Here is a 23,976-nt window from a genome sequence, read left to right as displayed (position 1 = left end):
AACCCCGCCCGCGGTCAGAGCTGGTCCAGCCCGTACTGGCGCAGGCGATCCAGGTCCAGCACCTTGATCTGGTTGTACGACAGCGCCAGCACCCCTTGGTCCGCCAGCGTCTGCAGCGCCTGGTTGACGCGCTGGCGCGACAGGCCGGTCAGGTAGCCCAGTTCTTCCTGTGAAATCGCCAGCGTCAGGTCGGTGGACGGATAAAGTTGTGGATTGAACAATTGCGCCAGCGACTGCGCCACGCGCGCATCGGCGTCCAGCAGTCGATGGTTCTGGATCGAGGCGATGAACTCGCCCATGCGGTCATTCAACTGGCCGATGACGAAATGCGAGAACGGCAGGCTGGCCGCCAGCAGCGCATGGAAGGTGGCGGCCGGCACCAGCAGCACCAGCGACGGCTGGATCGCCACCACGTCGTACTTGCGCAGCTCGCGCTTGATGACGCTGCCCTCGCCGAACCAGCCGCCCGGCGGCACTCCCGAGAACGTGCAACTGCGTCCCGACTCGTTGTAGATCGCCAGCTTCAGCAGGCCGCTGTGCACCCCCAGCCAGTAATCCGACGGCGCGTTGCGGCGCGCGATCCAGGCGCCGCTGGCCACGTGTTCGGCGCGCGCCGTGGCCAGCACCAAGTCCTGGTGCGGCGCGTCCAGCGCGGTGAACCAGGCGCAGCCGCGCAGCAGCGCGGCCAGCTCGGTCTGGGAAACAATGTTTGAAACATCGGACATGGAAAGAACCGTGTAAAACTGCGGGTTGGGCGCCCGAAAAAAGGTCTGTCATGCAGGCGACAGACACCATTTTCCGGCGGCCGATAAGCTAGGGGGCACCAACCTTCACAGGAGCCTCGCACAGGCAGGTAATCGGCCGCCAGGCCAGGCGTGGTCGCCGCCGCGTGGCTTTGCCACGCAAGGTGAGCGCAACGACGCCTGGCGGCCGATTACCTGCCTGCCCGTAGGGTGAGCGCCAAAATGAGCGCCTCTCTACGTTGCGAATGCTCGCCGTGGTCCCGCCACGACTGCGCTTCGCGCCTTGATAGTCGCTCATTTTGGCACTCATGCGAGGCTCCTGTGAAGGTTGGTGCCCCCTGGCAAGCAGCGGGATTCCGGCTACAGATCAACCCCGGCGATCCAGATCAAGTTTCCCGCATAAAAGCATATCCGGGCGCCCCCGCGCCCCACAGGAGACAAGCATGAGCAGCCTGTTCGACCACGGCCTGGCACGCCGTGACGCCAACTACGAGCCCCTCACCCCGGTCGACTTCATCGCGCGCGCCGCGCAGGTCTATGGCAACCGCCTGGCCGTGGTGCATGGCGCCGTGCGCCGCACCTGGGCCCAGACCTACGAGCGCGCGCAACGCCTGGCCGGCGCGCTGGCCGCCGCCGGCATCCAGCGCGGCGACACGGTGGCGGTGATGCTGCCGAACATCCCCGCCATGGTCGAGGCGCACTTCGGCGTGCCGATGCTGGGCGCCGTGCTCAATACCCTCAACACGCGCCTGGATACGCCCAGCGTGCTGTTCATGCTGGGCCACGGCGAGGCCCGCGCGCTGATCGTCGACACCGAATACGCCGAGCTGGCGCAGCGCGCCCGCGCCGAATTCCCTCACCTGAAAGTGATTTCGGTGCACGACCTGGACGGCGCCCCGGCCGCCCTGCCCGGCGCCATCGACTACGAGGCCTTCCTGGCCGCCGCCCCCGCCACGTTCGACTGGCGCCCGCCGGCCGACGAATGGGACGCGATCGCGCTGAACTACACCTCCGGCACCACCGGCGATCCCAAGGGCGTGGTCTACCACTACCGCGGCGCGTATCTGAACGCCGTCAGCAACATCCTCGAATGGGACATGCCCAAGCACCCGGTCTACCTGTGGACGCTGCCGCTGTTCCACTGCAACGGCTGGTGCTTCGCGTGGACCGTGGCGGCGCGCGCCGGCGTCAACGTCTGCCTGCGCAAGTTCGACCCCAAGACCGTGTTCGACCTGATCCGCGCCGAGGGCGTGACCCACTACTGCGGCGCGCCCATCGTGCAAAGCGCGTTGGCCAACGCGCCGGCCGAGCTGCGCGCCGGCATCCGCCACACCGTGCGCACCATGGTGGCCGGCGCCGCGCCCGCGCCGGCGGTGATCGCCAAGATGAAGGAAATCGGCTTCGAGCTGACCCACGTCTACGGCCTGACCGAGGTCTACGGCCCGGCCGCCGTGTGCGCCCCGCAGGAAGCCTGGAACGACCTGGAGGACGAACAGCGCGCGCTGCTGACCGCGCGCCAGGGCGTGCGCTACCACCTGCAGGCCGGCGTCTCGGTGCGCAACCCCGACACCATGCAGGAAGTGCCGGCCGACGAGCAGACCGTGGGCGAGATCATGTTCCGCGGCAACATCTGCATGAAGGGCTACCTGAAGAACGAACGCGCCACTGACGAGGCCTTCGGCGGCGGCTGGTTCCACACCGGCGACCTGGGCGTGATGACGCCCGACGGCTACATCCGCATCAAGGACCGCAGCAAGGACATCATCATCTCGGGCGGCGAGAACATCTCCAGCATCGAGGTCGAGGACGCCCTCTATCGCCATCCGGCCGTGGCCGCCGTGGCGGTGGTGGCCATGCCCGACCCGAAATGGGGCGAAACGCCCTGCGCCTTCGTCGAGCTCAAGCCCGGCCACAGCGCCACCGCCGAAGAGATCATCGCGCACTGCAAGCTGCTGCTGCCCGGCTTCAAGGTGCCGCGCGCGGTGCGCTTCGGCGAACTGCCCAAGACCTCGACCGGCAAGATCCAGAAATTCGAACTGCGCGCCGCGGTGGGTTCCACCCGCGCCATCGACGCCACCTGATTCCCTTCCTACCCGGAGCTCCGACGCCATGACGTACCAAGCCCCCGTGAAAGACATGCTGTTCGTGCTGAACCACCTGGCCGGCCTGCCGCAGGTGGCGGCGCTGCCGCAATATGCCGAAGCCACGCCCGACACCGCCCAGGCCGTGCTGGAGGAAGCCGCCACCTTCGCCGGCGACGTGCTGGCGCCGCTGAACCACCCCGCCGACCGCGAGCCCAGCGCCTGGCGCGACGGCGCGGTCACCACCTCGCCCGGCTTCAAGCAGGCCTTCCGCCAATATGCCGAAGCCGGCTGGCAGGGCATGACGCACCCGGTCGAATACGGCGGCCAGGGCCTGCCCGGCCTGCTGGGCGCGCCCTGCTCCGAAATGCTCAACGCCGCCAACCTGTCGTTCGCCCTGTGTCCGCTCTTGACCAACGGCGCGGTCGAGGCGCTGCTGACGGCCGGCTCGCCCGAACTGCGCGAGCGCTTCATCGGCCCGATGCTGTCGGGCCGGTGGACCGGCACCATGAACCTGACCGAGCCGCAGGCCGGCTCCGACCTGGCGCTGCTGCGCACCCGCGCGCAGCCGGTCGGCGACGGCACCTACCGCATTTCCGGCACCAAGATCTTCATCACCTACGGCGAGCACGACCTGGCCGAGAACATCGTCCACCTGGTGCTGGCGCGCCTGCCCGATGCGCCCGAGGGCGTCAAGGGCATCTCGCTGTTCCTGGTGCCCAAGTTCCTGGTCAACGACGACGGCTCGCTGGGCGCGCGCAATGACGTCGCCTGCGTGTCGATCGAGCACAAGCTGGGCATCAAGGCCAGCCCCACCGCCACCCTGCAGTTCGGCGACGCGGGCGGCGCCATCGGCTACCTGGTGGGCCAGGAAAACCGCGGCCTGGACGCCATGTTCATCATGATGAACGCGGCCCGCTTCGCCGTCGGCGTGCAGGGCATCGCGGTGGCCGACCGCGCCTACCAGCACGCGCTGGCCTACGCCGCCGAACGCGTGCAGAGCCGCCCGGTGGACGGCTCCTCGCGCGAGGCCGTGCCGATCATTCAGCACCCGGACGTGCGCCGCATGCTGGGCACCATGCGCGCCCTGACCGAGGCCGGCCGCGCGCTGGCCTACTACACCGCCGGCCACGCCGACCTGGCGCACGCCAGTGCCGACCCGGCCGCCCGCGCCCGCCACCTGGCGGTGCAGGAATTCCTGGTGCCGATCGTCAAGGGCTGGTGCACCGAAGCCTCCATCGACGTCGCCAGCCTGGGCGTGCAGGTGCATGGCGGCATGGGCTTCATCGAGGAAACCGGCGCCGCCCAGTACTACCGCGACGCCCGCATCCTGACCATCTACGAAGGCACCACCGCCATCCAGGCCAACGACCTGGTCGGCCGCAAGACGCTGCGCGATGGCGGCGCGGTGGCGCAGGCGCTGATCGAGGAGATCCGCAAGACCGAGGAAGCGCTGCAGGCGCGCAGCGAACCGGCCGCGCGCCTGGTGCTGACGCCGCTGCGCCAGGGCCGCCTGGCGCTGGCCAACACGGTCGACTTCGTGGTGGCCAACGCCGCCGCCCATCCCAACGCGGTGTTCGGTTCGGCCGTGCCCTACCTGTTGCTGGCCGGCACGGTGCTGGCCGGCTGGCAGATGGCGCGCGCGCTGCTCGCATCGCTGGACCACCTGGACGAGGACCCGGCCTTCCACCAGGCCAAGATCGCCACGGCCCAGACCTACGCGCTGCACAAGCTGACCCAGGCGCCCGGCCTGGCGGCGGTGGTGGCGGGGTCGATCGAGTACGCCGTGCAGCCATGAGCGTGGTCGACGCCGGATCGCGCATCGACGCGCTGGTGGCGCTGGGCGCGTCGGCGCCGCTGGTCCGGCTGGCCAGCGGCGACTGCGTGCATCCGTTGCTGCGCGGCGCGTGCCTGGGTCCGCCGTTCCACTCCTATCACGGCGCCAGCGCGCCGCAAGGGGCGCCGCTGGCGCCGCTGTGGGACGATGGCGACCAGGTCTACGCCCTGCGAGGCACGGCGACCGGCCGCGAGTTCATCCGGTTCAGTATCGAAGCCCCGCAATCCGTCGACGTGCTGGCCCTGACGGAACAGGGATTCTGGGCGCACCGCTTCGACTTTCTCTATGAAACCGATGCGCCGCTGGACGACTTGCGGGCCGCCGCCGGCGCGGTGCAATTCCGCCACGTCGAGGCCTACCTGGCCGCGCGCGAGGCATTCGAAGACCCGCCGGGCCACGTCCCGACGCATCGGGATTGGCTGACGCGGACAATCGCCAGCATCGACCAGCGCGCGCGGTTAAACATATAACCAAAAAGAATAAATAAAAGAAATAAACATATCTAAAATTATTAAGCGGACACCGGAAATCCTGCCCGCAGGCAAGACGCCAGCCGTACCAAGGCGTAGTTCAGGACCCTTCCCCCATGCTTCGCAAGCTGCTTTCCGCCGCGCTCATCGCCACCGCTTTCGCTGTTGCCCCCGCCCACGCCGCGCCGCCCGCGCTGGAAATCGGCTACCTGCCGATCCTGCCGGACGCGCAATTGTTCGTGGCGCTGGAAGAAGGCACCTTGCAGGCCAAGGGCGCGCCCGCGCCCAAGCTGGTGCAGTTCCAGAGCGGCCCCGCGCTGACGCAGGCGCTCCTGGCCGGCCAGTTGGATGTGGCCTACGTCGGCATCGGCCCGGCGCTGGTGGCCAGCGCCAAGGGCGCCGGCATCAAGGTGGTGGCCTCCAACATCGTCGAGCAGGTCAACGTGGTCGCGCTGGGCGCGCTGGCGCCGTATTTCGCCTCGGGCGATCCGGCCACCGCGTTCGCCCGCTTTGCCAAGGACAAGGGCAGAAAGCCCGTCATCGCCAGCTACCCCAAGGGCGCCGTGCCCGAGGCCGCGCTGCAATACTGGCTGCGCAACCGCCTCAAGGCCGACCCGGCCAGCCTGGAACTGATCTACCAGGGCGAGGCGCAGATCCAGCAGTCGCTGCTGACCGGCGCCATCGACGGCGCCGCCATCCTCGAACCCACCGTCACCACCGTGCTGACCCGCGCGCCCGATTCGCGCGTGGTGGCGCGAGGCTCGCAACTATTCCCGAACCAGCCCGGCGCCGTGCTGCTGGTGCGCGACAAGCTGATCGCCGAGCACCCCGAGGCCGTGCAGCAACTGGTCGACGCCCAGCTCGCCGCCACCGCCCTGCTCAAGAACGATCCGGCCCGCGCCGCGGGCCACGTGCAGAAGTACGTCGGCGGCGGCCGCCTGGACCGCGCGCTGGTCGAAAAGGCCATCCGCAATTCGCATGACCAGTTCGTGGCCGATCCGCACGCCATCGTCGATGCCACCGCCGAGCTGCAGACCTTCCAGGCCAGCCTGGGCACGGTCGAGGCCGCCAAGGTCGACGTCAAGCAGTTGTTCGACACCCGCTTCTACGACAAGGCCGGGAAGCCATGAGCCAGACCGCCCCCGCCCTGGCCGCGCCCGCGCCGCAGGCCCGCAAGGGCGCGCCGCCGGGCTTCGCCGCCGCGCGCCGCGCGGCTTACGGCATCGGCGGACTGGCCCTCTTCATCGCCATCTGGAAGGCCGCGCTGATCTGGCAATGGGCCCCCGCGGGCACCCTGCCCGATCCCTTCGCGCTGCCCGCCACGCTGGTCCAGGAATGGCAGTCGGGCCGGCTGCTGCCGGCCATCGGCTCCAGCCTGGTGCATTACTTCTGGGGCCTGGCCGCGGGCACCGCGCTGGGCTTCGGCGTGGGCCTGGCGGCCGCGACGCTGCCGCGCTTCGACCTGGCGCAAGCCTATCTGGCGCGCATCCTGCGGCCGATCCCGCCGCTGGCCTGGGTGGTGTTCGCCATCGCCTGGTTCAAGGTCAGCCATGCCGGCGCCGCCTTCGTCATCGCCATCGGCGTGTTCTGGGTCAACTACTTCGCCACTTACAGCGCGGTGCGCAACGTCGATCCGCGCTATTACGAACTGGCGCGCGCCTTCGGCCACGGCGGCTACCTGGAGCGCGCGCTGGGCGTGACGCTGCCGGCCATCGCGCCCGGCGCGCTGTCGGGCGTGCGCACCGGCATCGGCCAGGCCTGGATGACGCTGATCGCCGCCGAACTGCTGGGCGTGCCCGGCATGGGCCAGGAAATGAATGCCGCCGCCGGCGTCGGCGCCTACGACGCGGTGGTGGTCTACATGCTGATCATCTCGCTGGTCTACACGCTGTGCGACCTGGCGTTCTCGATGGTCGAAAGCAAGGTGCTGCAATGGCGTCCGTGATCGAATTCTCGAAACTCTCGTACCAACATCCGGGCGCCGACGCGGCCGTGATCCAGGGCCTGTCGCTGGCGATCGAGGCGGGCAGTTTCGTGGCCGTGGTGGGCGGCTCGGGCGTGGGCAAATCCACGCTGCTGCGCGCGGCGGCCGGCCTGGCCGACCCCGCCAGCGGCGAAGTGCGCTTCCAGGCGCCCGCGCGCCCCGGGCGCCGCAGCCGCGCCGTGGTGTTCCAGGACAGCCGCCTGATGCCCTGGCGCACGGTCGGCGGCAACGTCGGCTATGGCCTGGAAGGATTGGGGCTGGACCGCCAGGAACGCCAACAGCGCATCGATGCCGCGCTGCAACTGACCGGCCTGGGCGACTACGGCCGCCGCTGGCCGCACCAGTTGTCCGGCGGCCAGGCGCAACGCGTCGGCATCGCCCGCGCCTTGGCCGTCAAGCCCGACCTGCTGCTGATGGACGAACCCTTCAGCGCGGTCGACGCCATCACCCGCCGCAACCTGCAGCAGGAGCTGATCCGCGTGTGGCAGGCCTCCGGCGCGGCGGTGCTGTTCGTCACCCACGACATCGAGGAAGCGGTGTTCCTGGCCGACAAGGTGGTGGTGCTGGGCGGCCGCCCGGCCAACATCGCAGGCCACTACGACATCGACCTGCCGCGGCCGCGCGACCGCACCGATCCGGCGTTCGCGCGGCAGGTGGCGGCCATCGCCCACACGCTCGAACATCACTGAGCGGACCGCGCCGGCGTTCCGTCACGCCCGCGGCGCAACCGCGCAGCCGGGCGCCGGCGCCGCCTTGCGCGGCAGCGTCAGCGCCCAGAACAGCGTCGCCGCCAGGCTCAGTCCCAGGCCCAGCGCGCACACGCCCAGCCAGCCCGCGCGCGCATAGACGAAGGTCGAGGCGATCGACCCGAGTCCGCTACCCACCGCATAAAACATCATGTAGCCGCCGACCAGCCGGCTGTGCGCCTGCGCGCTGATGGAAAAGATCATGGCCTGGTTGGTCACGTGCAGCGCCTGCGCCGCGATGTCCAGCACCAGCACGCCCAGCGCCAGCGCCCACAGGCTGCGGTCCAGGAAGGCGATCGGCACCCACGCCAGGCACAGCAGCGCCAGGCCCGCGCCGGTGGTCAGTTGCGCATGGCCGCGATCGGCCAGCCGCCCCGCCCGCGCCGCCACCAGCACCCCGGCCACGCCCACCAGCCCGAACGCGCCCACCGCGGTGTGCGTCAGTGAATACGGCGGCGCGCTCAGCGGCAGCACCAGCGCCGTCCAGAACGCGCTGAAGACGGCGAACATCAACAGCGCGATCATGCCGCGCACCCGCAGCACCCGCTCGTGCGCCAGCAGCGTGAACATCGAGCGCAGCAGCGCGCCGTAGCCCAGTCCCGCGGCCGGCAAGGCGCGGCGCGGCAGCCAGCGGGCCAGCGCCAGCGCCAGCGCCAGCAACGCGGCCAGGCTGGCGGACACCAGGTAGACCGCGCGCCATCCCCACAGGTCGGCCACGGCGCCCGCCAGAGTCCGCGCCAGCAGCAGGCCGATCACCACTCCGCCCTGCACCGCGCCGACGACCCGCCCGCGCTCGTGCGGCGCGGCCAGCGCCGCCGACAGCGCCAGCAAGCCCTGGGTCATCGCGGTGCCGAGCAGGCCCAGCGCCAGCATCCCGGCCAGCAGCCACGGCGCGGCGGACGCCAGCGCCACCGCGGCCAGCGCCAGCACCAGCAGCCCCAGTTGCGCCAGCATCAGGCGGCGCCGGTCGAGCAGGTCGCCCAGCGGCACCACCAGCACCAGCGCCAGCGCGCAGCCCAGTTGCGTCGCGGTGACGACGATGCCCACCGCGCCCTCGTCCAGGCGGAACTCGCGGCCCATGGCGTCCAGTAGCGGTTGCGCGTAGTAGACGTTGGCCACGCTCAAGGCGCAGGCCACGGCCAGCAGCAGCACCAGGGCGGCGGGCAGGCGATCGGCGGATGGCGTGGCGGGCGCAGATGCGGCAGATGCCGTGGATGCAGCGGATGCAGCAGATGCCGTGGATGCAGCGGATGCCCCGGCTGCCGCAGAGGCCGCGAATGCCGCGGATGCTGTGGATTCCTTGGACGCCGTGGACGCCGGCGATGAAGGAGATGAAGGCGATGAAGGAGATGGCGGAGCAGCAGGGGCAGGATCGGTCTGGTCTGGCATGATGGCCTCAAATGGTTTCATTACAAAACCAGAATGCTAGACCTTGAGGTTTTATAATGCAACCAAACATTCGACATCTTTCCCCGCCGCGATGCGCGGCAAAGGTCAGGACGACATGGTCAAACGCACCAGTCTCGAAGGCGCCGCCTGCCCGGTGGCGCGCGCGCTGGACGCCATCGGCGACTGGTGGTCGCTATTGATCGTGCGCGACGCCTTCGACGGCGTGCGCCGCTTCGGTGAATTCCAGAAAAGCCTCGGCGTGGCCAAGAACATCCTCAGCGACCGCCTGCGCACCCTGGTCGCGCACGACATCCTGGCGGCCGTGCCGGCGTCCGACGGCAGCGCCTACCAGGAATACGTACTGACGGAAAAAGGCCAGGCGCTGTTTCCCGTCATCGTCGGCCTGCGCCAATGGGGCGAAGACCATTACTACGGCCCCGCCGAGCCGCACTCCACACTCATCGACCGCAAGCGCGGCCAGCCGGTGCGGCGCCTGGAGATCCGCGCCCAGGACGGCCGCGCGCTGGCGCCGGACGACACCGTGGTGCGCAAGGTCGGCGCCGACCGCGCCTGACCCTGGCGCCCCCCCGCCATTGGCCGCTCAAGCAGTCGCCGCGCGCGGCGCCCGGCGAGCGGCCCCGCGTCAGGCCGTGGCGGCCTGCGGCCACTGCCCCGTGGCCAACGCGGTCGGCGAATAGCCGCCAAAGCGCCAACGCAGCGCCAGCGCGCCCGGCCTGGCCCGCACCCGCCGCACGTGGACGCGCCACAACCGCTCGGCCCCCGCGAAGGTGGCGATCTCCGGACTGTCCAGGATCACCTCGGCGCGCCCCGACACCTGCAACACGTCGCCGCGCTCGAAATCGATGAACAGCAGCCCGGCGCGCGGATTGAGCACCATGTTGCCCAGCGTATTGAAAAAGCGGTTGCCGGAGAAATCCGGGATCGTCAGCGTGTCGCCGTCGACGCGCACGAACCCCGGCATGCCGCCACGGTGCGAGACGTCGATCCGGCGGCCGGCCTCGTCGGTGTCGGCATAGGTCGCCACGAACAGCGTGTCGGCGCGCGCGATCAGCGCCCGGTCGGCCTCGGCCAGCCCCGCCCGCTCGCGCGCCGCCCCCGGAAAACGCAGGGACGGCGAGCGCGAGAAATGGAAATCGCGCGCCTGGATGTACTGCGGGCAGTTGCCGAACGACTCGGCCACCGTGACCGCGAAACGCCTGCCGTCCCAGGCGGTGATGCGGCCGTTCATGCGGTTGCGGCGGCGCGTGTGCAGTTCGATGCCCAGCAGGCCCACCGGCTGGTCCGGCCCCAGGCCGGCGCGCAGCGGATCATCGGCATCCGGCAGCGCGGCCACCTGCAGGGTCTGCGGGTCCGGCGACACGGCGAAGCCCGGCTCCCCCTCCAGCACGCCGGCCCAGGGATCGCCCTGGCCATCGACCGCGCCCGCCACCAGGAACGGCAGTTGCGCGAAGAAGGCGCGGTGCTGGTCCGGCATGTACGGCCGGATCACTTTCGCGCCCACCTGCGCCATGCGCTCGGCCATGCCGATATGCGCCTGCAACCGCAGTTCGCCCGCGTGCCAGGGCGTCGCGGGCGCGGCCGCGGCCGGCTGGCCGGTCGCCGTCGTGGCAGCCGTCGAACCGCCGGCCGGCGCGGCGCCAAGCGGACTCGTCGAGGTCGTATTCATGTCAGGCTCCTTGCGCGCGGGCGCTTGCGTTCACGCCGCCCGCAATCCCACGGGAGACGCCACCATCGGCACGAAGCGCGGCAGCGCCTCGATCCGCGCCAGCCAGTCGCGCACCCGCGGATAATCCGCCAGCGACACGTTGCCTTCCGGCGCATGCGCCACGTAGGTGTAGCAGGCCACGTCGGCCAGCGTCGGCGCGGCGCCGGCCAGGTAGCCGGTGGCCGCGAGCTCCCGCTCCATCACCGCCAGCAAGGCATGCGCGCGCGCCAGCGTGGCCGGCACGTCATACGGGGCGCCGAACACCGTCACCAGCCGCGCCGCGGCCGGGCCGGCCGCCAGCGGGCCGGAGGCGGCCGACAGCCAGCGCTGCACCGCCGCCGCGCCCACCGCGTCCTCGGGCAGCCAGGCCTGGCCGTTGTAGCGCTTGCACAGGTACACCAGGATCGCGGTGGAATCGGCCACCACCACGCCGTTGTCGTCGATCACCGGCACCTGGCCGAACGCGTTCAGCGCCAGGAACTCGGGCCGCTTCTGCGCGCCGCTGCGCAGATCGACTTCGACATTGCGGTGCGGCACATCCAGCAGCGACAGCATCAGGGCCACGCGGTGCGAATGGCCGGACAGGGGAAAACTGTAGAACGTCAGGGGAGCGGCGGACATGGGGTATCTCGGATAGAGGAAACAGGCCTCCATCTTGAACCGCACGCGCCCGCCGGGGAACGGCCACGGCGCGCAAGACACCATTGCCGCCAGTGAAAGGATCAAGCCGGCAGGGCCGCCAGGTCGCGGCGCAGCGCGTCGACGCAGAAGTCGACGAAGCTGCGCACCTTGGCCGAACTCTTGCGCCCTTCCGGATACACCACGTGCACCGGCAGCGGCGCCATTTCGTAGTCGCGCAGCACCACCTGCAAAGCGCCGCTGGCCAGGTCGCGCGCCACCTGGTAGGACACCACCTGGGTCAGCCCCCAGCCCTCGCAGGCCGCCGCCACCGCGGCCTGGAACGAGGTCACCGTCAACTGCGATGCCAGCGGCAGGCGCCGCGGCTGGCCATCCTGCAGGAAACGCCATTGCGCGCCGCGCCCTTCCATTGCCGCCGTGATGGTGCAAAAGCGCGCCAGCGCGTCGGGGCTGTCGGGCGTGCCGTGGCGCTGCAGGAAGTCGGGCGAGGCACACACCACCCGCCGCACCTGCCCCACCGGCACCGCCGTCAGGGTGGAGTCGGGCAAGGCGCCGATGCGCACCGCCACGTCCACGCCCTCGTCCAGCAGATTCACCACGCGGTCCACCAGCAGGGCGTTCACCGATACCTCGCGGTGCTGGCGCAGGTAGCCCAGCACCGCCGGCATCACGTGCAGTTCACCGAAGCGCGCCGGCGCGGTGATGCGCAGCGACCCGCGCGGCGCCGCCATCGCCCCCGCGGCGGCGTCGTCGGCCTGCTCCACGGCTTCAAGAATGGCGCGACAATCGGCCGCGTAGCGCTGGCCGGCTTCGTTCAGGCGCAGGCTGCGGGTGGTGCGCACCAGCAGCAGCGTGCCCAGCCGGCGCTCCAGCGCCGCGACGCTGCGCGTCACGCTCGGCGCCGACATCGCCAGCCGGCGGGCCGCGGCGGCGAAGCTCTGCGCCTCGGCCACCGCCAGGAAGACAGTCATCTCATGGAATCGGTTCAAGGCGCTCGGCCTCCTCGGAAGGGATGCGCGCCGGCAGGCCCGGCATGGCCGGCAGCGCCGCGACGCTGTCGCGCACGCAGCGCCGCACGATATCGGCCAGGGCCGCGGCCACCGGGCCGGGCCGGCCTTGCGCGTGATACAGCGACAGCGACAACGGCGGCAACGACGGCAGGCCCTGCTCGCCCGGCGCCATTACCCGCAACCCGGCGGGCAGCCCCAGCGGCGTGCGCACCATCAGCCCCAGCCCCGCGCTGACCGCCGCCCACAGGCCCGCCAGGCTGGGGCTGATGAAAGCCGAGGTCCAGGCGATGCCGGCGCGGTCCAGGGCATCGGTGGCGCGGCTGCGGAACAGGCAGGGCGCCTCGAACGCCACCAGCGGCCAGGCGCCGTCGGCATCGCGCGCCGGGCCCGTCGCGGCCGGACCGATCCAGCACAGCGGCAGTTCAGCCAGCCGCTGGCCATGCGGCCGCGCCGCGTCATGGTCCCAGGCCAGCGCCAGGTCCAGTTCGCCCGCCGCGACGCGTTTGAGCAGCTCGGCATTGCGCGCCACCCGCGCTTCGATCCGCACCTGCGGATGGGCGCGGGCGAACTGGCCCAGCACGCGCGGCAGCAGGATCTCGCCGAAATCCTCCTGCAGCCCCAGGCGCACCCGCCCCTGCAAGCGCGTGCCGCGCACCGCCACCGAAGCCTGATCGTTCAGATCCAGCAGCCGGCGCGCGTACGCCAGCATGATCTCGCCCGCGTCGGTCAGCGCCAGGCCGCGACCGGCCTTGCGCAGCAGCGGCACGCCAGCCTGTTCCTCGAGTTTTTTCAACTGCGCGCTGACGGCCGAAGTCGAGCGCCCGAGGCGGTCGGCCGCGCGGCCGAAGCTGCCCAGCTCCACCCCAGCGACGAAGCTGCGCAGCACGTCAAGGTCAAAGGTGACAGGCCTTATCATCCTGTTTTTCAAAACCTTTAGTTAAAAATTTCCCGATTTTCAGAATGATGTTACGGGCGCAGACTTTGCCGCGTCAATCCCATCTGGAACCGTCATGTCCCTGCCCGCCTCCGCGCTCTCCGCCCCAACCCCTGCCGTGCGCCCCACCCACCGCTGGAAGGTGCTGGCGGTGGGGGTGGCCGCCAATGCTGCCTTCTCCGCGGCGGCGGCCGGCCTGCCCGCCACCGCCGTCTTCCTGCGCGCGGACTATCAACTGGACAACGACGCCCTGGGCCTGGCGCTCGGCGTGCTCGGCCTGGGCGTGGCGTTGTTCGAGCTGCCCTGGGGCCTGCTGGCCGACCGCTGGGGCGACCGGCCGGTGCTGCTGGGCGGCCTGGGCGCGACGGCCGCGGCGCTGGCCTGGATGAGTCTGTTCGCCGCGCCGGCCCACGGCGTCGCGCCCGCCTTGTGGCTGCTGGCGCTGGGCCTGCTGCTGGTGGGCGTGATGGGCGGCAGCGTCAACGGCGCCAGCGGTCGCGCGGTGATGGCGTGGTTCGACGAAGGCGAGCGCGGCCTGGCGATGAGCATCCGCCAGACCGCCGTGCCGCTGGGCGGCGGACTGGGCGCGCTGGTGCTGCCCTGGCTGGCGTCGCGGGCCGGTTTCGGCGCGGTCTTCGGCCTGCTGGCCGGCCTGTGCGCGGGCGCCGCGCTGCTGACGCTGGGATGGCTGCGCGAGCCGGATCGGGCGCACCCCGCCACGGCGGCCGGCTCCACCGCAGCCTCCCACGCCGGCGACAACACCCCGACAACCTCCCCGCGCTCCCGAGCCGCCACCCACACGCCGATCGCCGCCGCGTCGAGCCCCCTGCGCGACGCCAGGGTATGGCGCGCGGCGGTGGCGATCGGCCTGCTCTGCTGCCCGCAATTCGCGGTGCTGACGTTCGCCACCGTATTCCTGCATGACTTCAGCGGCGCCGGCATCGCCACGCTGACCGCCGTGATGGTGGCGGTGCAACTGGGCGCCATGGTGGCGCGCATCGCCGGCGGCCGCTGGACCGACCGCCACGGCAATCGCCGCGCCTACCTGCGCGGCTGCGTCTGGCTGGGCTGTGTGTTGTTCGTGGCGCTGGCGGCCGCGGCCTGGCTCCAGGGCGCGGTTCCCGGCAACCGCGCGGCGCTGCTGGCCGTGCCGGTGCTGCTGGCCGCCGCCGGCATCTGCGCCTCGGCCTGGCACGGCGTGGCCTACACCGAATTGGTCACGCTGGCCGGCGCCGCCCGCGCCGGCACCGCGCTGGGGCTGGCCAACACCTGCGGCTACCTGGGATTGTTCCTGACGCCGCTGGCGCTGCCGCGGCTGGTGGCGGCCGCGTCCTGGCCGCTGGCCTGGCTGGCCGCCGGCGGCGCCATGCTGGCAATCTTGCCGCTGTTGCCGCGACCGGCACGGCCGTGAATGCGCGTCGACCGGCACGCATCGACCAACGCCGCCGCTAGTCCTTGAATTCCTGCCGCAGCCACGCCAGGAACGCCTTGACCGGCGGATGGCGCTCGCGCCCCGGCGCGCACAGCGCGGTGTAGGCCGCACCGGCCACGCTGACCTCGGGACGCAGCGGCACCAGCGTGCCGGCCGCGACACTATCCGAAACCATGACCGAACTGGCCAGCACCAGTCCCTGGCCCGCGATGGCCGCCTGCAACGCGTAGTGCTCTTCCGCATAGGCGTGCAGCGCCGCCGGTTTGCGCCAGGCCGGCAGCCCGGCCGCCTCGCACCACTGCAGCCAGCCCTCGTCATACAGTGCCGAATCGCGCCAGCGCACGGTCACCAGCGCGGGGCGCGCCCGCCGCGCCTGCGCCACCACCGCGGGGGCGCCGTAGACCCCGAACCGCTCCTGCAGCGTGCACGCCGCATGCAGCAGGGGATAGCGCTGGCGGCTGTAGCGGATCGCCACGTCGACGCTGGCGTCCTGCAGCAGGTCGATCGTCTCGGCCTGCGCCTGCAGGCGCAACTGGTACTGCGGATAGGCCTGGTAGAAGCGGCCCAGCCGCGGCACCAGCCACAGCGCCGCGAACGAATGCGTGGTGGACAGCGTCAGCGCGCCGGCCGCGCTGGCCGGCCGCAGCGCATCCAGCGTCTGGGCGATGTCCAACAAGGCGCCGTGCGCGCTGGCGAACAGCCGCGCGCCGGCGTCGGTCAGGCGCACGCCCTGCGGCACCCGGTCGAACAAGGCCACGCCGGCGTGGCGCTCCAGCGCCTTGATCTGATGCGAAACCGCCGTGGGCGTCACGGCCAGCTCGGCCGCGGCCGCCTTGAAGCTGCGCAAGCGCGCGGCGGCCTCGAAGGCGCGCAGGGCGGTGACGGGCAGGGAAGCAAACATGGCGTGCCATTCAGATGAATTCAACTCATCTTAGCCAAGAAATCCTCGTTTGTCCTGATACACGCCGCTGCGTAAATTTTGCCTCGTATCTTCCCTTTTCGTTTCACTCATCGAGGCATCCAAACATGAATCCAGCTCATCAATCCAAGCGCCTGCTGATCCTGGCCGGCAGCCCTCGCCGCGACGGCAACAGCGCCGCGCTCGGCGCCGCGGCGCAACGCGGCGCGCAGGCCGCCGGCAGCCACGCCAGCCTGCTGTTCCTGGACGACTACATCAAAGGCTTCCTGCCAGACCTGCGCCATGCCTCGGCGCCGGACGACCGCTACGCCGAGCTGTTCCTGGAACACTTTCTGCCCGCCGACGGCGTGCTGTTCTGCACCCCGCTCTACTGGTACGGCATGTCGGCGCAGACCAAGGCATTCTTCGACCGCTCGTTCACGCATTACGCCGGCACCGGCCCCGAACCCGAGGCGGTCAAGGCGCGCATGGCCGGCAAGCGCCTGGCCCTGGCGGTGGCGTCCGAGGAAACCTATCCCGGCGCGATCCTGGGCGTGGTGCACCAGGTGCAGGAATTCGCGCGCTACACCCACGCCGATTTCGTCGGGGTGGTCCACGGCGCCGGCAACAGCCGCGGCGAGATCGCGGCGGATCCCCGCAATCCGTTGCTGGCGGCCGAAACACTGGGCGCCGAATTCTTCACGCGGAAATACTCGGACTATCGGCTAGAGACGCCACGCAGTCACAACGTATGGGCGTCGCCCCCGCCAGCCGCCGCTCCCCGCGGCTGAGCCAGCCCAGGGCGATCGGCCACAGCGTATCGCGAAAGCGGTCATGGAAAAAGGCGAAATGGCCGATCGCGTCCAACCCCAGCGAGGCCGGCGCCAGGCGCAGGTGGGTGCGGGCGCTGCCGGTGAAATACGCCAGCAGCCGGGCGATGGCGGCCTCGGTGCCGAATTCGTCATCGGTGACGCTGAGCGCCAGGATCGGGGCGGTCACCGCCGCCATCGCGGCGACGCGGCGATCCGGCCCGCCACGCCCCTCGAAGCGCGCGCCCATGAAACTCCAGTCACGCACCACCCCGCGCGGCGTGTCCTCCAGCCAGCCCAGCCGACGCCCGGGGAAGTAACCCAGGCAGGCGGCCAGCAGCGGCATCGCCACATGCCACTTGGCCAGCATGCGCAGGCGCTGGCCGGCGGCGTAATCGCGCCAGTAGGCGTATTGCGCCCCCATGGTGAAAATGCGCCGCAACCCGCTGGCCGACGGCGCCAGCCCGGTGACGAAGCCGCCGATGCTGTGCGCCACCACGTCCACCGGCTGGCCCGGAAAATGGTGGCGCACATACTCCAGCACCGCCTCGAAATCCTTCTCGCCCCAATCCATCCAGGACGCCCGGAAACCGCGCAGCGACGCTGGACGCGACTCGCCGATGCCGCGATAGTCGTAGGTCAGCACATCGAAACCGTGTTGGTGCAGGTAGGCCGCGAAGCGCGCGTAATAGCGGCAGCGCACCGAGGTGGCGGCATTGATGACCACCACCGGACGCGGGCCGGCCGGATCGGGGTCGGCGTGGCGCCACACGTAGCCTCCCAGCGGCACGCCGTCCGCGGCGCGCAGCGTGATGCGTTGCGAGTCCATCTTCACATTCCCTTGAATCAATCAATACGGCGTCGAAGGACGCCATATGAAGCGATTAAATCCGGTAAAAACCCCTGATTCAACCGATCATTCATCGCTCATTACATGAGCCATGGGAATGTCATTCGGCGGCTTTGCGGGCCGCCGATCGACGCAGCACGCCGGGCGGACTGCCATAGACCTGCTTGAACACCCGCGTCAGGTGCGCCTGGTCGGCAAAGCCCACCGCCAGCGCCGCCTCGGCCAGCGGCAGCCCGCCGCGCAGCAGCGCGCGGGCGCGCGCCACCCGCCAATTGCGCAGCCAGGCCTGCGGCGGCAGACCGTAGCGGCGCGCGAACTGCTTGACCAGGGTGCTGCGGTGGCGGCCATCGGCCCGCGCCAGCGCCTCCAGGTCGGGCGCGCAGGCAGGATCGGCGCGCATCCTTTGCCACAGCAGTTCGCACACGTCGGCGCCATCTCGCGCCGCCTCGGCGGGCGCCCGCCCATGCGCCGCCAACAGCCGGAACAGCGCCGCCGACAGGTCGCCGCGGCGCGCCGCGTCATCGGTATGGTCAGGCGCCAGCGCGGCCAGCCATTGCGCGCACAGGGGCGCGTCGCGGATCACCGGCCCGGGCAGGTCCAGTCCGCCCTCGCGCAGCGCCAGGGCGTGCTGCAGGAACCAGGCCGGCTCGATGTACGCCATGCGGTAGGCGAGCAGGCCGGCCGACGTGCCGCCGGTATGCACCTGGCCCGGCGCGATCACCACCAGATCGCCCTCGCCCGCCTCGAAGGGGCGGCCGTGCACCGTGAAGGCGCAGCGCCCGCGCGCGATGGCGCCGATCGACCAGGCGTCGTGGAAATGCGCGTCGTACCGGTAGGCGCGCAGGTCGGCGATCAGCACATCGCCGGGCAGGCCGGCGCCGCAATGCCAGATATGTTGGGAAACCGCCATCGGAAAACCGCCAGTGAAAAACGCTCGGGCGCGGCCTCGGCAAGCCCGGCCACTGGCGACAGGCTACCCGAAATAGTCCCCTTCCGCGGCCAACGACCGCGCCAGCAGCCATGCATTGCGCGGATGCTCGCCCACCCGCCGGACCGCATAGGGCCACCAGTCCGCCCCGAATGGCAGGTACACCCGGACGGCGTAGCCCAGGCGCCGCAGCGCCAGTTGCCAGTCGGGCCGCACGCCATAGAGCATCTCGAACTCGAACTCGTCCGCCCCCCACCCCCGCTCGCGCGCCAAGGCCATGATGGCGCCGGCCAGGCGGTCGTCATGGGTGCCGAAGACCGGAAGGAAGCCGGCCGCGCGCGCCTGGGGCGACAGCATGATGGCGGCCGCGTCCAGGTAGGCCTGGTCGATATGGGCGCGGCCGGCATGATCCAGCGCGCGTTCCGGGAACGCCCCCTTGACCAGCCGCAGCGAGGTGCGCTGGCCGATGGCCCACGCCAGGTCGACCGGCGTGCGGCGCCGGCGCGCCTGCAGCGTCAGGCCGGCGGGCAGGCCGGCGCCCAGCAGTTCCGCGTGCAAGGCGCAGGTGCGTTCGCGCAGGCCCGAGTCCTCCATGTCCAGCACCACCCAGTCGCGCCCGCCGCCCGCGGCCTGGCGCGCCGCCGCCGCGATGCGCCGGGCATTGCCGCGCCCCAGCGCATCGTCGCGCATGTAGCCAATGGCGGTGGGATCGATCGACACGTGCACGTCCAGCCCCGCCCGGCCCAGCGCGGCGCAGGCCTGCATGGCCTGTTGCGTGTTGTGTTCGATCGCCGCCGGGTCGGCCACGTATTCGCCCAGGTAGAACAGCGAAGCGCGGATGCCGTGCGCCTCGCGCAGCCGCGCGGCGGTGCGCACCGCCGCCTCGACATCGGCGCCGCCGACGAAGCGGCGCGCCAGCGAGGTGCGCGCGGCCAGCGCGCGCATGGCGCGCCCGGCGCCCGGGCTGCGCGCCAGGGCGATGGCGGTTTTCTGGAAAAGGCTCATGGGCTCTCCGTTCAAAGAGAGCCACTATGCGGCGCCGGCCCCCGTCCCGTCTTGAACGGGAGTGAACCGCGCCGGCGCCCGTCACGCCTTGCCGGCGGCCAGCGCGGCGGCCCGGGCGCGGCCGAACAGCGGCCGCTGCACCGTCTGCGCCAGCAGCACGCCCAGCAAGGTCACCGCGCCGCCCAGCAGGTGGTAGGAATGCAGTTGCTCGCGCAGCAACACGAACGCGGCCAGCGCGGTGAACAACGGCAGCAGGTTGATGAAGATGCTGCAGCGGTTCGGCCCCAGGCGGTGCACGCCCTCGATCCACAGGAACGACAGCAGCACCGAAGAGAAAATGCCGGCATACAGGATCAGCGGAATCGTCTTCATGTCCAGCGCCGCCTGCGCGGCCGGCACCCGCAGATACAGCGGCAGCATGTACAGCAGCGCGAAAATCGACTGCACGAAGGTCGACTGCCACGCCGGCAGCGGCACTTTCCAGTGGCGCAGCAGCACGCCGTACAGCGCGTAGGAAAACGCCGCCATCAGCATCAGGCCGTCGCCCACGTGGATGCCGTGCTGGAACACGCTCAGCATCTCGCCCTGCCCCACCAGGTACAGCAGGCCCAGGAATGACAGCGCGCCGCCGACCGCCATGCCCAGGGTCAGCGGATCGCGCAGGATGACCACGCTCAGCAGCATGCTCAGCAGCGGGATCAACGCGGTCAGGATCGCCATGTTGGTGGCGGTGGTGGTCTCGGCGGCGCGGTACGACAGCGCCTGGAACAGCGCCGACGACAGTCCGCCGTACAGCGCCAGCTTGGGCCAGTGGCGCAGGATCACATGGCGGTTGCGCCAGGCCGGCACGGCCGTGAACAGGCCCATGATCGCCAGCGCCAGGATCAGCCGGTAGAACGTGATGGCGGTGGGCGAAATGGCGCTGGCCGCCATCTTGGAGACGATGACATTGCCCGCCCAGAACAGGATGGCGAACAATGGAAACAGGTAGGACATGATGGGTTCACTCGCGGAAGGGAAATCGGCTCTCCGCCGCGGCGCTCGGCGCCGCGCAGGTGGCGGATGACCGGTATCCTATTGAGCGCGCGAGCGCCCGTCTGCCGATGAACAGGCAGGGACTACCTTGAAATGGACATTCCCGAGGCCGCCATATCCCAGGCCGTCGTGGGCGGGGAACGCAGGCCTGGGACGCAGAGACCCAGGCAGCGGAGGCCCGGGAAATACCAGCCCGCGAAGTGCCGGCCCGCGAGTTGCAGCCCCCCGCGGCGCGGCCCCACCCTCACGGTCTGAACGGCAGCGGGTCCAGCGGCGTATCCAGCCCCGCCATCTGCGCCGTCAGCAGCGCCGCGCTGCCGCAGGCCAGGGTGAAGCCAAGCGCGCCCTGGCCAATGTTCAGCCACAGGTTGTCGGCGGCGGAACTGCGTCCGATCAGCGGTTTGCCGGTGGGCGTGGCCGGGCGCAGCCCGGCCCAGGGAATCGCCTGCGCCAGGTCCAGCGCCGGAAACGCCTCGCGCACCTGGCGCTTGAGCAGCGCGATGCGGGCCGGATCGATGTCGGCATTGGCGCTGCCGATGTCCACCATGGCCGCGATCCGCAGTACCCCGCCGACCCGCGCATAGACGATGCGGCGCTCGTAGTCGGTGACGCTGATGCGCGGCGCCACGGTATCGTCGTCCGCCAGCGGCACGGTCAGGCTGTAGCCCTTGAGCGGATACAGCGGCACATCGTGGCCCAGCGGTCGCAGCAAGGCGCGCGTGCCGATGCCCGTGGCCAGCACCACCGCGTCGGCGCCGATGTCGCCGTCCTGGGCGTGCACCGCGACGATGCGCCTGCCCTCGCGCTGCAGGCCGGCGACGGGATTGGACATGGCGCAATGCACGTTGGGCAGCGCTTGCAGCCGCTCGAACAGCGCCTGCGTGAATTGGCGGCAGTCGCCCGCCTCTTCGCTCGGGGTGTAGATGGCGCCGGCCAGGCTGGCGCCCATGCCGGCCAGCGCCGGCTCGCGCTGCAACGTCTGGGCGGCGTCCAGCACCTGCTGCTCGGCGCCGTGGGCCGCCTGGTAGGCGACCAGCGCGCGCGCCTTGTCCAGCAGGGCCGCGCTGCGGTAGGCGATCAGCTTGCCGTTGCGCAGATGGCCGAATTCCAGGTTTTCCTGTTCCAGCAAGGCATGCATGGCGTCGCGGCTGAGAAAGGACAGCGCCTGCAATTGCGCGGTGGACTCGCGCGCCACCGAGGCGCGACAGGCCAGCGCGAAGCGCAGGCACCAGCGCCACTGATGCGGGTCCAGCCGCGGCCGGAAACGCAGCGGCGAATCCTCGCGCAGCAGCCAGCCCGGCACGCTCGGCAACACGCCCGGCCCGGCCAGCGGCGCGACGTAGCTGTAGCTGAGCTGGCCGCCGTTGGCGTAGCTGGAAACCTCGGCCGGATGGGCGTGGCTGTCGACCAGCACGACCTCGTGGCCCTGGCGGGCAAGGAAATAAGCCGAGGTCACGCCCACGACCCCGGCGCCGATCACGCATACCCGCATAGCCTGCATCCCGATAAGAAAATGGCGACGGTCTTATTCTGAAGCGGGGGACGGATGACCGCAAATCACCAAAGCCCCAGCACCCATAACCGCGGCTCATGGACGGCGCTCATGGCCCGGCCTCGCCGCCAAACGTCACGCCCACGGCCACCGGCGAGCCGCCGGCGCCGCCGTCAGGCGGCGCGATGCAGCCTGATGATGGCCGCGGCGGTCGGATCGCGCACCAGGTCCGCCAGGGTATAGCCATTGAGCGCGTCGTAGAACGCCTGCAGGGTCTGCGCCAGCACCCCCGCCAGGCGGCAGGCGCCGTCCAGCGCACAGGGCGGCTCGCGGCAGTCGATCAGCGGGCCCTGCTGTTCCAGTTCGCGCACCAGGTCGCCCAGCCGGTACTCGCCGGCCGGGCGCGCCAGCGCCAGGCCGCCGCCCTTGCCGCGCGCCGTGCTGACCCAGCCGCGCTGCGACATGAAATGCACCACCTTGACCAGGTGGTTGCGCGACAGGTCGAAGCGCGTGGCGATCTCCGGAATGGTGACCGCCGCGGGCCGGTCGCGGCACTGCGTCAGATACATCAGCACGCGCAGGCCGAAGTCGGTGAATCGGGTCAGTTGCATGGGCGCCAGGATACACCGCTCAGGCCGGCGCGCCGCCGCTGCCGAAGGCCTCGGCGTGGATGCGGTCCGGCGCCACGCCCAGCGCCAGCAGCGTTTCGCGCTGCGCCCGCATGAAACCGGACGGGCCGCACAGGTAGTAATCGGCATCCGGCACGATGGCCTCGTCGCGGATGGCGCGCAGGTCGACCCGGCCATGATGGTCGTAGTCGCGGCCCGGGCGGTCGGCGTCGCCGACTTGCTCGTAGAACACCGCCTTGCGCACGTTGCCGCGGCGCGCGGCGATGTCGTTGACGTGGTCTTTCATGGCGTGCACCGCCTGGTTGCGACAGCCATGCACAAAGCGGATCTGGCGCGCATCGCCGGTGGCCACCAAGTGGTTCAGGATCGACACCATGGGCGTCAGCCCGACCCCGCCGCTCAGCAGCACCACCGGCGCGTCGCCGTCCTCGCGCAGGTGGAAGTCTCCCTGCGGCGGCGCCACGTCCAGCACGCCGCCTTCCTCCAGGCGGTCGTGCAGCGCATTGGACACGCGTCCGGCCGGACCGTGCGCGCCGCCCGCTTCGCGCTTGACCGAGATCCGCAGGCGGTCCTGGCCCGGCGCGTCCGACAGGCTGTACTGACGCGGCTGCATCAATCCCAGCTCCGGCACGTAGACGCGCACCGACACATACTGACCGGGGAGATAGGCCGGCACCGCGCCGCCATCGGCCGGCGCCAGGTAGAACGAGGTGATCTCGGCGCTTTCGGGCTGCTTGCCGACCACGCGGAACGCGCGCCAGCCGGTCCAGCCGCCCGGTTTGGCGGCCGACTCGGCGTACAACCGCGCCTCGGCGGCGATCAGCATGTCGGCCAACTGGCCATAGGCGGCGGCCCAGGCGTCGACCAGTTCATCGGTGGCGGCCTCGCCCAGCACTTCGCGGATCGAGGCCAGCAGGTGCTTGCCGACAATGGCGTAGTGCTCGGGCCGGATGCCCAGGCTGACGTGCTTGTGGACGATGCGCGTCACCACCGGCGCCAGCACCGACGGGTCGTCGATATGCTCGGCGTAGGCCGCGACCGCGCCGGCCAACGCCTGCTGCTGCTCGCCGCCCGCCTGGTGCCCCTGGTTGAAGATGTGCTTGAGTTCCGGATTGTGCTGGAACATGCGGGCGTAGAAATGGCGCGTCAGGGCCTCGCCATGGGTTTTCAGGACGGGGGCCGTGGCCTTGACCAGGACGCGGATCTGCGGGCTCAACATTGACTGCTCCTTGCGCTGCGGACGGCGCCTGGGCCATCCTTTTTAAAGATGCATTAATAATACATGTTTAAAAAGGAGGCGCAAAATCCGCGCCCGCCGGGGCCGCCCCACGGATCACCG

At 70.8% G+C, this 23,976-nt stretch carries 24 protein-coding genes; 10 read left to right on the top strand and 14 right to left on the bottom strand.

The window, feature by feature from the left end:
• Positions 1-14: 14 nt before the first annotated feature.
• Positions 15-725: a Crp/Fnr family transcriptional regulator gene (locus HV783_RS19685; RefSeq protein WP_064526338.1), complete on the bottom strand. Its 711-nt coding sequence runs from the start codon at positions 723-725 to the stop codon at positions 15-17.
• A gap of 461 nt (positions 726-1,186) precedes the next feature.
• On the opposite strand from HV783_RS19685, the gene HV783_RS19680 reads away from it, so the two are divergent.
• From HV783_RS19680 to HV783_RS19655, 6 genes are all read left to right on the top strand, one after another.
• Positions 1,187-2,824: an acyl-CoA synthetase gene (locus HV783_RS19680; protein WP_054503797.1), complete on the top strand. Its 1,638-nt coding sequence runs from the start codon at positions 1,187-1,189 to the stop codon at positions 2,822-2,824.
• Positions 2,825-2,852: 28 nt separating this feature from the next.
• Positions 2,853-4,622, top strand: a complete 1,770-nt coding sequence (locus HV783_RS19675) for an acyl-CoA dehydrogenase (RefSeq protein WP_175142968.1) — start codon at positions 2,853-2,855, stop codon at positions 4,620-4,622.
• Complete coding sequence (locus tag HV783_RS19670; protein ID WP_175189724.1) at positions 4,619-5,131, top strand: hypothetical protein; 513 nt, start codon at positions 4,619-4,621, stop codon at positions 5,129-5,131. The genes HV783_RS19675 and HV783_RS19670 overlap by 4 nt, the downstream gene beginning before the upstream one ends.
• A gap of 116 nt (positions 5,132-5,247) precedes the next feature.
• The gene (locus HV783_RS19665) at positions 5,248-6,261 is read left to right on the top strand and encodes an ABC transporter substrate-binding protein (RefSeq protein ID WP_054503800.1); all 1,014 of its coding nucleotides are present in this window, start codon (positions 5,248-5,250) and stop codon (positions 6,259-6,261) included.
• Positions 6,258-7,076 (top strand): ABC transporter permease, encoded by an 819-nt coding sequence (locus HV783_RS19660; RefSeq protein ID WP_240317317.1) that lies wholly within the window; start codon positions 6,258-6,260, stop codon positions 7,074-7,076. Before HV783_RS19665 ends, HV783_RS19660 begins: the two co-directional genes overlap by 4 nt.
• Positions 7,064-7,804 carry an ABC transporter ATP-binding protein gene (locus HV783_RS19655; protein WP_116792065.1) on the top strand — a complete coding sequence of 247 codons (741 nt, stop codon included), beginning with the start codon at positions 7,064-7,066 and terminating at the stop codon, positions 7,802-7,804. Before HV783_RS19660 ends, HV783_RS19655 begins: the two co-directional genes overlap by 13 nt.
• Positions 7,805-7,825: 21 nt before the next feature.
• Here HV783_RS19655 and HV783_RS19650 read toward each other — a convergent pair whose 3' ends face one another.
• On the bottom strand, positions 7,826-9,028 hold the full coding sequence (locus HV783_RS19650) for an MFS transporter (protein ID WP_175189731.1): 1,203 nt from the start codon (positions 9,026-9,028) through the stop codon (positions 7,826-7,828).
• Between the two features lie 38 nt (positions 9,029-9,066).
• On the opposite strand from HV783_RS19650, the gene HV783_RS19645 reads away from it, so the two are divergent.
• Together HV783_RS19645 and HV783_RS19640 are read left to right on the top strand one after the other, a co-directional pair.
• Positions 9,067-9,252: a hypothetical protein gene (locus HV783_RS19645; RefSeq protein WP_175189713.1), complete on the top strand. Its 186-nt coding sequence runs from the start codon at positions 9,067-9,069 to the stop codon at positions 9,250-9,252.
• 113 nt (positions 9,253-9,365) lie between these two features.
• On the top strand, positions 9,366-9,824 hold the full coding sequence (locus HV783_RS19640) for a winged helix-turn-helix transcriptional regulator (protein ID WP_054503970.1): 459 nt from the start codon (positions 9,366-9,368) through the stop codon (positions 9,822-9,824).
• Between the two features lie 69 nt (positions 9,825-9,893).
• Here HV783_RS19640 and HV783_RS19635 read toward each other — a convergent pair whose 3' ends face one another.
• The 4 genes from HV783_RS19635 to HV783_RS19620 form a co-directional block, all read right to left on the bottom strand.
• Positions 9,894-10,937 (bottom strand): pyridoxamine 5'-phosphate oxidase family protein, encoded by a 1,044-nt coding sequence (locus HV783_RS19635; RefSeq protein ID WP_254603967.1) that lies wholly within the window; start codon positions 10,935-10,937, stop codon positions 9,894-9,896.
• Between the two features lie 30 nt (positions 10,938-10,967).
• The gene (locus HV783_RS19630; protein WP_020927112.1) at positions 10,968-11,597 is read right to left on the bottom strand and encodes a glutathione S-transferase family protein; all 630 of its coding nucleotides are present in this window, start codon (positions 11,595-11,597) and stop codon (positions 10,968-10,970) included.
• A 101-nt stretch (positions 11,598-11,698) separates the two neighbouring features.
• On the bottom strand, positions 11,699-12,586 hold the full coding sequence (locus tag HV783_RS19625; protein WP_217484239.1) for a LysR family transcriptional regulator: 888 nt from the start codon (positions 12,584-12,586) through the stop codon (positions 11,699-11,701).
• A 1-nt stretch (position 12,587) separates the two neighbouring features.
• Complete coding sequence (locus HV783_RS19620; RefSeq protein ID WP_254603969.1) at positions 12,588-13,538, bottom strand: LysR substrate-binding domain-containing protein; 951 nt, start codon at positions 13,536-13,538, stop codon at positions 12,588-12,590.
• A 97-nt stretch (positions 13,539-13,635) separates the two neighbouring features.
• On the opposite strand from HV783_RS19620, the gene HV783_RS19615 reads away from it, so the two are divergent.
• Positions 13,636-14,970 carry an MFS transporter gene (locus HV783_RS19615; protein WP_175189722.1) on the top strand — a complete coding sequence of 445 codons (1,335 nt, stop codon included), beginning with the start codon at positions 13,636-13,638 and terminating at the stop codon, positions 14,968-14,970.
• A 37-nt stretch (positions 14,971-15,007) separates the two neighbouring features.
• Here HV783_RS19615 and HV783_RS19610 read toward each other — a convergent pair whose 3' ends face one another.
• Positions 15,008-15,892 carry a LysR substrate-binding domain-containing protein gene (locus HV783_RS19610; RefSeq protein WP_054518896.1) on the bottom strand — a complete coding sequence of 295 codons (885 nt, stop codon included), beginning with the start codon at positions 15,890-15,892 and terminating at the stop codon, positions 15,008-15,010.
• A gap of 125 nt (positions 15,893-16,017) precedes the next feature.
• On the opposite strand from HV783_RS19610, the gene HV783_RS19605 reads away from it, so the two are divergent.
• Positions 16,018-16,680, top strand: coding sequence for a flavodoxin family protein (locus tag HV783_RS19605; protein ID WP_054503804.1), 663 nt, complete (start codon positions 16,018-16,020; stop codon positions 16,678-16,680).
• Here the strand turns inward: HV783_RS19605 and HV783_RS19600 are convergent.
• The 7 genes from HV783_RS19600 to hmpA all read right to left on the bottom strand — a co-directional run bounded on the left by HV783_RS19600 (position 16,589) and on the right by hmpA (position 23,856).
• Positions 16,589-17,527, bottom strand: coding sequence for an alpha/beta hydrolase family protein (locus HV783_RS19600; protein ID WP_064526355.1), 939 nt, complete (start codon positions 17,525-17,527; stop codon positions 16,589-16,591). The genes HV783_RS19605 and HV783_RS19600 overlap by 92 nt on opposite strands.
• A gap of 121 nt (positions 17,528-17,648) precedes the next feature.
• Positions 17,649-18,458 (bottom strand): helix-turn-helix transcriptional regulator, encoded by an 810-nt coding sequence (locus HV783_RS19595; protein WP_064526357.1) that lies wholly within the window; start codon positions 18,456-18,458, stop codon positions 17,649-17,651.
• Positions 18,459-18,521: 63 nt separating this feature from the next.
• Positions 18,522-19,481: a proline dehydrogenase family protein gene (locus HV783_RS19590; RefSeq protein WP_049074869.1), complete on the bottom strand. Its 960-nt coding sequence runs from the start codon at positions 19,479-19,481 to the stop codon at positions 18,522-18,524.
• Between the two features lie 81 nt (positions 19,482-19,562).
• Positions 19,563-20,477 (bottom strand): DMT family transporter, encoded by a 915-nt coding sequence (locus HV783_RS19585; protein WP_054416136.1) that lies wholly within the window; start codon positions 20,475-20,477, stop codon positions 19,563-19,565.
• A gap of 283 nt (positions 20,478-20,760) precedes the next feature.
• Positions 20,761-22,008: a D-amino acid dehydrogenase gene (locus HV783_RS19580; protein ID WP_054503808.1), complete on the bottom strand. Its 1,248-nt coding sequence runs from the start codon at positions 22,006-22,008 to the stop codon at positions 20,761-20,763.
• A gap of 173 nt (positions 22,009-22,181) precedes the next feature.
• Positions 22,182-22,619: an Rrf2 family transcriptional regulator gene (locus HV783_RS19575; protein WP_054503809.1), complete on the bottom strand. Its 438-nt coding sequence runs from the start codon at positions 22,617-22,619 to the stop codon at positions 22,182-22,184.
• Between the two features lie 19 nt (positions 22,620-22,638).
• Positions 22,639-23,856 (bottom strand): NO-inducible flavohemoprotein, encoded by a 1,218-nt coding sequence (gene hmpA, locus HV783_RS19570; protein ID WP_175189721.1) that lies wholly within the window; start codon positions 23,854-23,856, stop codon positions 22,639-22,641.
• Positions 23,857-23,976: the final 120 nt, after the last annotated feature.

It is taken from the genome of Achromobacter dolens, assembly GCF_902859745.1.
Classification (GTDB): Bacteria; Pseudomonadota; Gammaproteobacteria; order Burkholderiales; family Burkholderiaceae_B; genus Achromobacter; species Achromobacter dolens.
This window is presented reverse-complemented; position numbering and strand designations above follow the sequence as displayed.